Origin of the sequence: Enterobacter cloacae complex sp. P14RS (genome assembly GCF_014895895.1) — a bacterium.
GTDB classification, from domain to species: Bacteria; Pseudomonadota; Gammaproteobacteria; order Enterobacterales; family Enterobacteriaceae; genus Enterobacter; species Enterobacter bugandensis.
In genome coordinates this window covers 340,629-352,711 of record NZ_JADBQM010000021.1, presented here as the reverse complement: position 1 = coordinate 352,711, position 12,083 = coordinate 340,629, and the positions used below count along the sequence as shown (strand labels likewise).

Annotated in this window: 10 protein-coding genes; 5 read left to right on the top strand and 5 right to left on the bottom strand. The window is 58.4% G+C overall.

The features are described from left to right. The first annotated feature begins 58 nt into the window (after positions 1 to 58). The 3 genes from IM295_RS17740 to IM295_RS17730 are packed head-to-tail and all read left to right on the top strand — an operon-like array spanning position 59 to position 3,205. Positions 59 to 2,698 (top strand): YdbH family protein, encoded by a 2,640-nt coding sequence (locus IM295_RS17740; RefSeq protein ID WP_193067092.1) that lies wholly within the window; start codon positions 59 to 61, stop codon positions 2,696 to 2,698. Next, positions 2,695 to 2,880 carry a YnbE family lipoprotein gene (locus IM295_RS17735; RefSeq protein ID WP_028013019.1) on the top strand — a complete coding sequence of 62 codons (186 nt, stop codon included), beginning with the start codon at positions 2,695 to 2,697 and terminating at the stop codon, positions 2,878 to 2,880. Before IM295_RS17740 ends, IM295_RS17735 begins: the two co-directional genes overlap by 4 nt. Positions 2,881 to 2,887: 7 nt before the next feature. After that, positions 2,888 to 3,205, top strand: a complete 318-nt coding sequence (locus tag IM295_RS17730; RefSeq protein WP_028013020.1) for a YdbL family protein — start codon at positions 2,888 to 2,890, stop codon at positions 3,203 to 3,205. Here the strand turns inward: IM295_RS17730 and feaR are convergent, their stop codons facing one another. Continuing rightward, positions 3,206 to 4,114, bottom strand: coding sequence for a transcriptional regulator FeaR (feaR, locus tag IM295_RS17725; protein WP_193067119.1), 909 nt, complete (start codon positions 4,112 to 4,114; stop codon positions 3,206 to 3,208). Positions 4,115 to 4,355: 241 nt separating this feature from the next. On the opposite strand from feaR, the gene IM295_RS17720 reads away from it, so the two are divergent. Beyond that, positions 4,356 to 5,855: an aldehyde dehydrogenase family protein gene (locus tag IM295_RS17720; protein ID WP_193067091.1), complete on the top strand. Its 1,500-nt coding sequence runs from the start codon at positions 4,356 to 4,358 to the stop codon at positions 5,853 to 5,855. Between the two features lie 49 nt (positions 5,856 to 5,904). Here the strand turns inward: IM295_RS17720 and IM295_RS17715 are convergent, their stop codons facing one another. Together IM295_RS17715 and IM295_RS17710 are read right to left on the bottom strand one after the other, a co-directional pair. After that, the gene (locus tag IM295_RS17715; RefSeq protein ID WP_069732333.1) at positions 5,905 to 6,519 is read right to left on the bottom strand and encodes an FMN-dependent NADH-azoreductase; all 615 of its coding nucleotides are present in this window, start codon (positions 6,517 to 6,519) and stop codon (positions 5,905 to 5,907) included. After that, positions 6,516 to 7,280 (bottom strand): alpha/beta fold hydrolase, encoded by a 765-nt coding sequence (locus IM295_RS17710; RefSeq protein ID WP_193067090.1) that lies wholly within the window; start codon positions 7,278 to 7,280, stop codon positions 6,516 to 6,518. The genes IM295_RS17715 and IM295_RS17710 overlap by 4 nt, the downstream gene beginning before the upstream one ends. 121 nt (positions 7,281 to 7,401) lie before the next feature. On the opposite strand from IM295_RS17710, the gene IM295_RS17705 reads away from it, so the two are divergent. Next, a complete protein-coding gene (locus tag IM295_RS17705; RefSeq protein ID WP_193067089.1) occupies positions 7,402 to 8,388 on the top strand; it encodes a GlxA family transcriptional regulator in 987 nt (328 codons plus the stop codon). Between the two features lie 9 nt (positions 8,389 to 8,397). Here IM295_RS17705 and IM295_RS17700 read toward each other — a convergent pair whose 3' ends face one another. Together IM295_RS17700 and tynA are read right to left on the bottom strand one after the other, a co-directional pair. Then, positions 8,398 to 9,504 (bottom strand): GGDEF domain-containing protein, encoded by a 1,107-nt coding sequence (locus tag IM295_RS17700; RefSeq protein WP_069732330.1) that lies wholly within the window; start codon positions 9,502 to 9,504, stop codon positions 8,398 to 8,400. A 118-nt stretch (positions 9,505 to 9,622) separates the two neighbouring features. Beyond that, positions 9,623 to 11,896: a primary-amine oxidase gene (gene tynA, locus IM295_RS17695; RefSeq protein ID WP_193067088.1), complete on the bottom strand. Its 2,274-nt coding sequence runs from the start codon at positions 11,894 to 11,896 to the stop codon at positions 9,623 to 9,625. Positions 11,897 to 12,083: the final 187 nt, after the last annotated feature.

The following is a 12,083-nucleotide window of genomic DNA, read 5'->3' as shown; positions in this document are numbered from 1 at the left end:
CGACAATATTCGGCATTGCCGGCTTAATTCTTTCGAAAAATCAGGATATTAACTGCCCATGAAGGGTAAATACAAAGCCGCTATTGCGGTTTTACTGCTGTTGATTTTGGTGCCGCTGACGCTGCTGATGACGCTCGCCCAGTGGGTGCCGACGCTCGCCGGGATCTGGCTCCCCGTCGGGACGCGCATTGCTTTCGAAGAAAGCCCAAAACTGACTCGCCACGCGCTGGTGATCCCCGATCTTCGCTATCTGGTGGAAGACTGCGAAATTGCCCGCATCGATAACGTGACGCTGTCACATCCGAGCCGCTGGAAACTGGACATCGGCGCGCTGGATCTTAACACCGTCTGCCTGAGCAAAATTCCCCAGTCTGCACCCTCAACGGTCGCCCCCAAAACGCTGGCCCAGTGGCAGGCTGTGTTGCCCAATACCTGGCTCACCATTCACCGTCTGACGCTCTCGCCCTGGCAGCAGTGGCAGGGCGAGCTCAATGCGTCACTGACGCCCTCCAGCCAGGAGATCGCTTACCGAGGCGAACAGGTCAGCATCAAAGGCACGCTTCGCGGCCAGACTCTCTCGGTCAGCCAGTTCGATGTTCAGCTCCCTGACCAGGCGCAGCCGATTAAGCTGGTGGGCGAGTTCACTTTGCCGCTGGTGCCGGACGGCGTGCCGGTGAAAGGCCATGCGGTCGCGACCTTTAACGTGCCACAGTTAACGTCTCTGGTCGATGCCGATCTCGACTGGGAAGACAATCAGGGACAGCTGGTGGTGATGGCGCGGGATAACCCCGATCCGCTTCTCGACCTGCCGTGGCAGATCACGGCGGAACAGCTGAACATCAGCGACGGGCGCTGGAACTGGGATCTTTCGGGTATGCCGCTGAGCGGGCGCGTGTCCCTTCGCGCCGACAACTGGCAGCAGGGGCTGGAGAAAGCCACCCTGACCGGACGACTGAACGTGTTGACGCAAGGCGATGCGGGTAAAGGTAACGCGGTACTGAACATTGGGCCCGGCAGGCTCAGCATGGAAAACAGCAACATGCCGCTGCATCTGAGCGGCGAGGCGAAGCAAAACGATCTCATTCTTTACGCCAAATTGCCCGCCACGCTGACCGGCAGCCTGTATGAACCGCAGCTCACCTTTGAGCCGGGCGCGCTGCTCCGCTCGCGCGGGCGCATCATTGACTCGCTGGATATTGATGAAATCCGCTGGCCGCTGGCGGGCGTGAAGCTCACCCAGAAGGGCGTGGATGGGCGTCTGCAGGCTATTCTGCGTGCCCATGAAAACGAGATGGGCGGTTTTGAACTCCACCTGGACGGTCAGGCCAACGACTTTTTACCTGATAACGGCCTGTGGCAGTGGCGCTACTGGGGAAAAGGCGGCTTTACGCCGATGCATGCCCGCTGGGATGTCGCCGGGAAAGGCGAGTGGCGCGACAACCTTATTGAGCTGACGGCGCTCTCCACCGGTTTTGACAAGCTCCAGTACGGCACCATGGAGGTCAGCAAGCCGCGGCTGGTGCTGGATCGGCCTGTACGCTGGCTGCGCGATGCCGAAAAACCCGCATTCAGCGGCGCGCTGTCGCTGAATGCCGGGCAAACCCGGTTCTCCGGCGGCAGCGTATTGCCACCCTCGGTCCTGACCTTCAGCGTCGATGGTACCGACCCGACTGTTTTTCAGTTTAAGGGCGACCTCCATGCGGACAACATCGGCCCGGTACAGGTGAACGGACGCTGGGATGGCGTGCGCCTTCGCGGGCAGGCCTGGTGGCCGAAACAGTCGCTCACCGTCTTCCAGCCGCTGGTTCCGCCGGACTGGAAAATGACGCTGCGTGACGGAGAACTCTATGCACAGGTTGCCTTCTCGGCGGCCCCCGATCAGGGCTTTGAGGCGGGCGGACACGGCGTGCTGAAATCCGGCAGCGCCTGGATGCCGGACAACCAGATCAACGGTGTCGATTTTGTGCTGCCGTTCCGCTTCAGCGAGGGCACCTGGTCACTGGGCACGCGCGGCCCGGTCACGTTGCGCATTGGCGAAGTGGAAAACCTGGTGACCGCGCGCAACATTACCGCGGACCTGCAGGGGAATTACCCCTGGACGGAGGACAACCCGCTGCTGCTCACCAACGTTAAGGTGGAAACGCTCGGCGGGAAGATCACCATGCAGCAACTGCGGATGCCGCAGCACGATCCGGCCCTGCTGCGCGTGGACAATATCTCCTCAAGCGAGCTGATCAGCGCCGTCAACCCTAAGCAGTTTACCCTGTCGGGCCCGGTGAGCGGGGCGCTGCCGTTCTGGCTGGACAATGAAAAATGGATCATTAAAGATGGCTGGCTGACCAACCCGGGGCCAATGACGCTGCGCATCGACAAAGATACGGCAGACGCCATCGTGAAGGATAATATGGTCGCGGGCGCAGCGATTAACTGGCTCCGCTACATGGAAATTTCGCAGTCGTGGACGAGAATCAATTTAGATAACCTGGGTGAATTAACCATGCAGGCGACCATCAAGGGGACCAGCCGCGTGGACGGCAAAAGCAGCTCCGTCAATCTGAACTACACCCATGACGAGAATGTCTTTACCCTGTGGCGCAGCCTGCGTTTTGGCGACAACCTGCAAACCTGGTTTGAGCAACACGCGGCGATTCCCGGTCTCCGCAGTTCGACTGGCAAGGAAAGTGAGGAACAACAATGAAAAAGATGGCTGGTGCGCTCACCGTTGCCGCGCTACTGACCGGCTGTACGCCGCGCATTGAAGTCGCTGCGCCAAAGGAGCCAATTACCATCAATATGAATGTCAAAATCGAACACGAGATCCACATCAAGGTCGATAAAGACGTTGAAGCCCTGCTGAAATCGCGCAGCGATCTGTTCTGAGGATGCCATGAAACGATTAGCGTTGATTTTACTGGCCCTGAGTATAAACGTGCAGGCGGCTGCGCTGACCTTAAACGATGCCCGCGCGCAGGGGCGCGTGGGGGAAACCCTGAGCGGCTATCTTGCTCCGATCCAACAGGATGCCGAAACGCTGGAGCTGGTGAATCGCATTAACGCAGCGCGCACGGAGAGCTATCAGAAGCTGGCCGACAGCAATAATTTGCCGGTTGATGAAGTGGCGAAAATGGCGGGGCAAAAGCTGGTGGCCCGCGCGCAGCCGGGCGAGTACGTGAAGGGCATTAACGGTAAGTGGCTGAAAAAATAGCTAGCGGTAGCGCTTGCGGTATTCACCCGGCGAGACGCCAAAACGCTGCTTAAAGGCCGTTGAAAAGTGGCTATGGTCGGTGAATCCCCAGCTGTAGCCAATGCCCGCCAGCTTTTCATCGTCGCCGGTTGACTGCAATTCCTGCGCGCAGAGATCCAGACGACGGTTTTTAATGTACTGCGCCACCACCAGCCCCTTCTCGGCAAACATGCGGTAGAGGCTGCGTACGGACATTCCGCTCTCGGCGGCAATCCATTCCGGACGCAGCGATTCAGACTGAATATGGTTGTCAATCAGCGCCACAACGTGCTGAAACTGGCGCTCCTTGCGCGGCTGAATCACGTCGCGCTGCTGAAACGCGGGGCGCAGCAGGCAGACCATCGCCTCAAGCGCCGCTTCACTCTCCCGGTCACTCAGGTCGGGGTTGTTCATACTTTCCATCAGCAGGCGATGGCTCAGCTGTACCGTGGGTAAGGTGCGGGAAAGGGCGAGCGCGCAGCTTATCTCCTGAAAGCGGCACTGCTGCTCGATAATCTGACGGGGAACCAGCAGCGAAATCTGGCGGGACTTTTCCTGCCAGTTGATCGAGCAGGGACGAGAGGCGTCAATCAGCGTGATATCCCCGGTTTTGAGTACCGCGCGACGCTCGTCCTGCTCAATTTCCGCACTGCCTTCAAGCTGGAAGACGGTGTAGAACCAGGCATCATTACTCTGTGCGATCTCCCGTCGGGAGCGGAACAGGTTGACGCCGCCGGCGGTGACGGTACTGAGCTTCAGGCTGCGCGCATAGCTGGTTTCCAGCTCGCCGAAGAATTTGCCTTCGGTGGGCTGGGCGTTAAAACGCCCGCAAACCTGGTTAATCTGCGCCAGCCACTGCTGATACTGTTCCTGCTCGCTTGCACACGCCATCGTTTCTCTCGCTGCACCGTCAACGTTTTCGCATTGTTGCATTTGTGTTGCATTCTGTCAGAGCTATGAGGCTGACTATAGGAAAGAACACTCACCGGTAACAGCGATATAAGCGGCGATTATCGCGATTTGCGGCACCTGTCACAGGTGGCAAAGCGAATGTCACAGAGACAAAAGCGAGAATGCAAAACCCCACATAGACTGGATGAACACCCTGCGAAGAATAACGAAGGAGTATCCTATGTCTGAATCACCGGTGGCTATTCAGCCTGCCGTGCAGCAGTTTTTAGACCGACACCACGGCCTGTGGATTGAAGGGCGTCAGGCCGAGTCGGACAGCGAAAAACGGCTGAACGTCTACAACCCGGCCACGGGCGAGGTGATTGCCTCGACCGCCGATGCCAGCGTCGATGACGTTGACCGGGCCGTTATGTCCGGCTGGCGCGCGTTTGTCGCCCGCAGCTGGGCCGGAAAATTACCGGCGGAGCGCGAGCGGATCCTGCTCCATTTCGCCGATCTGGTCGAACAGCACGGCGAGGAGCTGGCCCAGCTTGAAACGCTGGAGCAGGGCAAATCAATTAACATCTCCCGGGCTTTTGAAGTGGGCTGCACCCTCAACTGGATGCGCTATACCGCCGGGCTGACCACCAAAATTGCGGGCAAAACCCTCGATCTTTCCATCCCGCTGCCGCAGGGTGCGCGCTACCAGGCGTGGACGCGTAAGGACCCGGTTGGTGTGGTGGCCGGGATTGTGCCCTGGAACTTCCCGCTGATGATCGGGATGTGGAAAGTGATGCCAGCGCTGGCCGCGGGCTGCTCTATCGTCATTAAGCCGTCTGAAACCACGCCGCTAACCCTGCTGCGCGTGGCGGAGCTGGCCAGCGAAGCGGGCATCCCGGACGGGGTGTTCAACGTAGTAACAGGGAGCGGCGCAGTGTGTGGCGCGGCGCTAACCTCACACCCGCATATTGCAAAGGTGAGCTTTACCGGCTCGACGGCAACGGGTAAGCAAATTGCCCGCGCGGCGGCGGACACGCTAACCGGAGTTACCCTGGAGCTGGGCGGGAAAAACCCGGCAATTGTACTCAAGGATGCGGACCCGGCGTGGGTGATCGAAGGACTGATGACCGGCAGCTTCCTGAACCAGGGGCAGGTGTGCGCGGCGAGCTCGCGCATCTACATTGAAGCGCCGCTTTTTGACACGCTGGTGAGCGGGTTCGAACAGGCGGTGAAATCCCTGAGCGTCGGGCCGGGCATGTCGCCGGAGGCGTTTATCAACCCGCTGGTGTCGCGCGCCCACTGCGATAAGGTGCAGACCTTCCTCGACGAGGCGACGTCGCGCAATGCGGAGCTGATCGTCGGTAACCGCGGTCCGGAGGGCAAAGGCTATTACGTGTCGCCTACGCTGGTGGTGAACCCGGATGCCGCGCTGCGGTTAACCCGAGAAGAGGTGTTTGGTCCGGTGGTCAACCTGGTGCGAGTATCCGACGGAGAAGAGGCGCTCCAGCTGGCGAACGACACCGAATATGGCCTGACGGCCAGCGTCTGGACGCAGAATATCAGCAAGGCGCTGGAGTACACCGATCGGCTGCAGGCGGGCACCGTGTGGGTGAACAGCCATACGCTGATTGACGCCAACCTGCCGTTCGGCGGGATGAAGCAGTCCGGTACAGGACGTGATTTTGGCCCGGACTGGCTGGACGGCTGGTGCGAAACCAAGTCGGTTTGCGTGCGGTACTAAAAAAAGCCGGGTGGCGGCCACGCTTACCCGGCATGCTTTCACCCGATGACTATTTCAGCGAGGCGGCGATGACGGACGGAATTGCGTCAAACGCCTGCGCAACGCCTTTAGCGCGGATCTCCTCACCGCGCGTCGCCCCTTCAGCACGCACGAATTCCACTCTGTCGATGCCCAGAAAGCCAAAAAACTTCTGCAGGTATCGCTCCTGAAAATCCATGTCTGCGATTGGCGTACCGTGATAGATCCCGCCGCGAGTAGAAACGACGATAATCCTCTTGCCGGTCGCATGTCCCACCGGGCCCGTTGGGGTATAGCTGAATGTTTTTCCCGGCTGGGCCAACCGATCTAACCAGGCTTTAAGCTGCGTTGAAACGGAGAAGTTATACATAGGCGCGCCTATTACGATAATGTCGCTGTCGAGAAATTCGTTCACCAGCTCCCCGGACAGCTGGCGTTCGCGGACGTCTTGCGCCGTCGCGTCCGTGGCTATCCGCAGCGTCCGGAAGCCGGCGGCAACGGCGCCGGTGAGATGGGCAACGGGCGCCTTGACGACGTCGCGATAGACCACCTTGTCTGACGCGAGCTGGCGAACCACCTCTGCCGTCAGCTGACGTGAAAGTGAGAACTCGCCGTTAATGCTTGAATCTATATGCAGGATCTTCATTTTTTGGTTTCCTTTACGTTGGGCTGGGTTGCTTGTTCGATAAGCTGGCTGACGGCGTCCGGGTGGGAAATCATCGACATATGGCTACTCTTTATCCGCATGACGGTGGCGTTCATGGCACCGGCAAGCTGCTGCTGGACGCCGGGAGAGAGGGCGCGATCGTCTTCGGTCAGCAAATACCATGAGGGTTTTTCACGCCAGGCGGCGTGCTCAATCTTCTCGCTAAAGGCGCTCGCCGCGATAGGCTGCTGGGTCGCCGTAAGTACTTTTACGCGTCTGAGAGGCAGGTCATTGGCCATAACGCGCTGATAAGCCACGGGATCGTCCAGCCAGATGAATCCCTGCTTATCCGGGCGCATGTCCGCCATCGGCGCGTTAAGACGGGTCAGAAGAGAGGCGACCGATTCTCCGCTATCGGGGGCAAGGGCGGAAAGGAAAACCAGCTTCTTCACCTTCGGGTTATTGCCCGCTCGGGCGATCGCCGCGCCGGCCCAGGAGTGCCCGACAAGGACGACATCCCCTTGTTGGCGATCGATGACGCGCTCCGTGGCGGCGACGTCATCTGCCAGCGAAGTCAGGGGGTTCTGCACTGCCGTGACGTGGTAGCCCCGGGACTGCAAGCGGCCGATTACCGCCTGCCAGACGGAACCATCGGTAAAGGCTCCGTGCACGAGGATGATGTTATTAATCCGCGCCTGCACTGGCTGCGATGCGGCCAGGCACAGCAAAGTAAGAAGAACGGGCAAGCGTGTCGGTTTCATAGGCGTGACGTAATTTCCTGAGGGACGGTGAGGCACAGTGTAACGAGAGGTGTAATGACGCTTGTAGTGTCCGAAATGACGGTTATCATACGAAATCAGACATTCTGCTCAGACCTGAATCATGAAAATTGGCATTTTAGCGTTACCCGGCAGCATGAAATCCGCCGTGGCTGGGCTCTGCGATATGTTCTGGCTGGCCAACGAGGTGATTGCCCAGCAGCCGGACGGCGAGGGCATTTCTGCTTTTGAAGCGGCCATCATCACCGCGGAGGGGACGCCGGTTCCGGACGCACAGGGCCGGCTGATTGACGCCGACGGGAGTTTTACAACCGGCGGAACCTTCGATCTCGTGATTGTCAGCGGGATGAAGCTTGACGAGCAAAAGCGCCCGGTCTCGCCAGCGGCGGTCCACGAGGCTGGCGAATGGCTGCGGGGCCAGCATAGTCAGGGGGCGTTGCTGGCGGGAGCCTGTGCCGGCGGGCTGGTTCTCGCCGAAGCGGGGGTGCTAAATGGCCGGACATGCACGACGACCTGGTGGCTTTACCACACTTTCCGCCAGCGTTATCCACTCAGCAAACCGGTTTGGGGGAAGGCGCTGGTGCAGGACGCGCGGATTATCACTTCCGGAGGCCCGCTCTCGTGGGTTGACGTGGCGCTGCACATCATTCGTCTGCACGCGGGGCAGAAGCTGGCGCGCCTGACGGCCGATATGGCCGTGGCTGACAGCCAGCCGTTGTCTCAGCAGGTTTACGCGCCGGCTGGTTTTTTAAACTCAGTACACCCGATGATTATGAAAGCGGAGCACATCGTCCGGTATGAAAATCCGGCGATTACCGTGGAGCAGCTTGCGCGGGCGCTGAATATGACCACCCGTACCCTGCATCGAAAAATGGCGGAAGAGATGAATGAAAGCCCTAAAAACTTTTTGACGCGCATGCGTATTGAAAAGGCGATGCGGCTCCTGGAGCAGCCGGGAAACGTGATAGGGCAGATTGCCGAGGCTTGCGGTTACGCTGACGATAAGGCATTCAGACGCGCATTCTCTGGCGTGACAGGAATGTCGCCCGGGCAATACCGTAAGTGGATCGCCGAGCGGCATAAGGAATAGCCGTCGTTCTCAGCGGCATACCCGATCCCGCCCGGCCTCTTTCGCCCGGTACAGCGCCGCGTCGGCGCGGGCAATGATCTCGGTGCCGGCTAATCCCTCCGCCATGCTCGCAATGCCCATGCTCACGGTGACGTGGTCACTGACGGTTGAGGAGCCGTGCGGTATGGACTCCGCGCGCAGGCCGTCCTTAATACGCAGGGCGACCTTTTCCGCGATGGCTTCAGGGCAATTAAACAGAATCACCAGAAACTCTTCGCCACCGTAGCGTGACACCACATCCTCAGGTGTGCGCACCGACTGCTTCAGCACCCGCGCCACCCGCGTCAGACATTCGTCACCCGCCTGGTGACCGTAGGTGTCGTTGTAGCGTTTGAAATAGTCAATATCCAGCATAATCAGCGAGAACGGTTTCTTCTGCTCAACCGCGTTCTCCAGCACCACCTCCATCTTCCGGCGGTTGGCGGTTGTGGTTAACGGATCCTGATGCGCCAGCGCATCCAGTCGTGAGATCAGCAGCTGGTTTTGCTGGTTACGTCGCCAGGCCTCGTCAAACCAGCTTAATAGGATGAAGCGCCCGCAGATCAAGATCAGCGAAAAGACGCTCCAGATGATAACGAAGTGAAGATTAAGGCCATCATTCAGTACCCAGCTTGCAATCGGCAGGGTTATCCAGAGCGGGAGCACGAAGGCGAGCAACCCTACAGGGTAAAAGTAGAGGGCCGTTAACCCAGCGAGTAATAAAATAACGCACAGCGGCCAGACGTGGGGCAGCAGTAAATCGGTGATGAACCAGAAGCACGATATCGACCAGATAGCACTACAGATACACAGCACTACGCTGATACCGGCGATGCGCCGCCAGCCCATAAGGATCAGTGCAGCCGAGAGGATAATAATGCCGAGCATCGAAGCGTCGACCATTTTCATCATATGCGGCAAGTGGGGATAAAGGGGATCGCTGGCGTTAAGCAGAACATGGCGCAGCAGAATCATCACGGCGAAGCTGATGTTGACGAAAGCCAGCCAGGGCAGGTTCATCGCCAGCCCGTGCATAACCATGGCGTGGCGCGTCGGCCAGGTTGCTCGTTCCAGCGTCGGTTTTTTTCTTTTTTCCATAAAGCCCTTTCCCGTCCGGGGGAAAAATCATGCAGGTGATATATCAGTAACTATAAGCAAGCGAGGGCGATCATCAAACGTCAGGGTAAAAAAAACCGGGCAATTGCCCGGCGGGTGGTTATTTTTCGTCTTTTTTCTTCCCGAGCGTTGGCGTCTCGTCGAAGAAGTTCCACGGTTTAAGCAGGGTATGCACCCATTCCGTCGGCATGATCGGCCACTCTTCCGCGCGTGCGACGTGGGTGGTGCCGGTGGTCATCCACACCACGTCATCCTGATCGTTGAGCGACTCGTTATCCTTGCTGTACTGCCCAAGGCCCGTGTCGTGGATGGAGCGGTTCGGGAATTTCCCTTCCGGATACAGCTCGTCAGGGTGGTAACGCGTGACCCACAGCTGTTTATCCATAAAGCTCAGACGATGGTAAATCCACTCGTCCGGGGCAAATTTCGCGCCTGTCGCCACCGGATGGGTACCGCCCGCGTAAGGGATAATCTGGTACGAGACCGGGTTGCCCATGCGGTTCTCCTTGCTGGTGTTGCTCAGCAGCCGGATGGTGCCCGGGTCAAACTTCTGCGCCGCCTGCTGTTCGGTATCAATGTCATACTGGTTCACCTGCATGGTGCTGGTGCGCGGGCCGCCGGCGGTATTCGGCTTCACTTCCGGATCCATCGCCACCAGCTTGTTGTTGATGCCGTCCACGTCCATATCAAGACGGAAGTTATAGATGTGCTGGTGCGTGGTGCCCACGATATTATGATCGATCAGCGTGCCGTACTTTGTGTCGTCTTTGGCGGTGGCATCATGCATGGTTTTCGCCTGCACGCCTTTCACCGCCTCGATACCCGTTGCACCGGCGTCAATGCCGATGGTGCCGTTTTCGTGGAACACCCAGTCGAAGATGTAATCGTAGTTGCCCACGGTACTCACCCAGCGCACCACCAGCTCGCGGCGTTCGGCGCTGACGTTCGGCTTGCCCATCTCCTGATGTTTATATTCTGGCCCCGCGTAGCGTTCGAAAATCGCAATCGCGCGCGGGATCTCCATCGGCGTGCCGGTGTAGTCCGGGATGGTTTCGTTGAGCATCACGGCGTTGGACGGCACGTCTTTACCGCGCACCAGCGGCGAGGTCAGGGTGCCCATGCCGTAGTCGCCGGAGTCGAGATAGGCCTTGAAGTACCAGCCCACGTCCGGATCGCCGTACGGGACAATCATGCCGCCGAGCGATCCCTGATACATCACCTGACGCTTTTTCCCGTTGTCGTTGTAAGTGACGGTCGAGATCATCGGGCCGACGCGGGAATCCAGGCTCAGATGGAAATCCCAGTTCTGCCAGTGCACCATGTCGCCGGTAATGGTGTAGTTCTTGCCTTCCGGCTCAATGATGTTGAGCGGTTTTTTCGGCGTCTCGACACGGTCGCGGCCATCATAGGGGCGCGGAGTCATCGGAACCGGCACAACGGCACCTTCTTCAATCTTCTGGATTTTTTTCTGCTCAAGATCGACCACGGCCACGAGGTTCTCGATCGGGTGCGCCCAGTAGTTGCCGTCGCCGACGTCCAGATAGCTCACCACCTTAAGCAGGCGGTCTTCCTGCTTCAGGCCGTCTTTACCGTCGAAGTAGCCGACGGTAAGCGGCGTGGTGATCACTTTTTTCGGGTCGGTGATGCCGTGTTTTTTAAGCACCTCGGCAAACTCCGAGCTCTCGTTAATGATCTGCTGAACCGCGGTGAAATCATCCAGCAGCACCATGCCGTGCGCGTCGTTCACCGGCTCCCAGCGCAGGATTTTTTTATCCTTCAGGTCCACTACGCTTTCGATAACGTGCTTGCCGTCGAGCATGACGATCTTCGCCTGGCGAGGGGCGTCCACTGCCGTACCGTTGAGCACAAAGTCCCACACTTTGGCTTTCTCTGGTTCCGCAAGGGCGATCTGGGTAAAGCGGGTATTGGGTTTAAAATCCGCAGAGGCTTTCACAACCTCGACAGCCTGCTTAATTTCGTCCGCCGTGAGCGCGTTTAGCGGGTGAGGACGTTTTTCAACCTGGAAGGTCTGGTCAAGACCAGACTGGAAAACATCGTTGATGAAGGTCTCTGAGATAAAGGCTTTTTTGTCCTTCATCACTACCGGCACTTCAAGATTGAGGGGGTGACCGTTGACGATGGCCGTCTTTGCGCCCGGTTTGACCTTCACGAAGGCGCCGTCTTTCGCAATGGTGAACATCTGTGCGTAATCATCCCACTGAACGTCCGCGCCAAAATCCTGCAGTGTTTTGTCCATCGGGACCATATGCGCCTCGCTGCCGTGGGCGAAAGCAGGGGATTGCCAGGCGCAACACAGCGCAACGGCCATGGCCAGTGCCGTTCTACGGGCAGAAAAAGAAGAATTGCTTCCCATCGTAGACCTCATCTTGTTGTGTTTTTAGGGTTTATTGTGTTGTGACAGCCTTATCCTGACAGGCGCCTGAGAAAAGCGTTTGCCTGCATCTGCCAGGTTATTTGTTGGTCTTGCCAGGTTAAAAAAGGCGCTGAGATAAATCACAGGTCGTTCAGAGCAATCTCCTCTCCCCGTTGGGGAGAGGGGC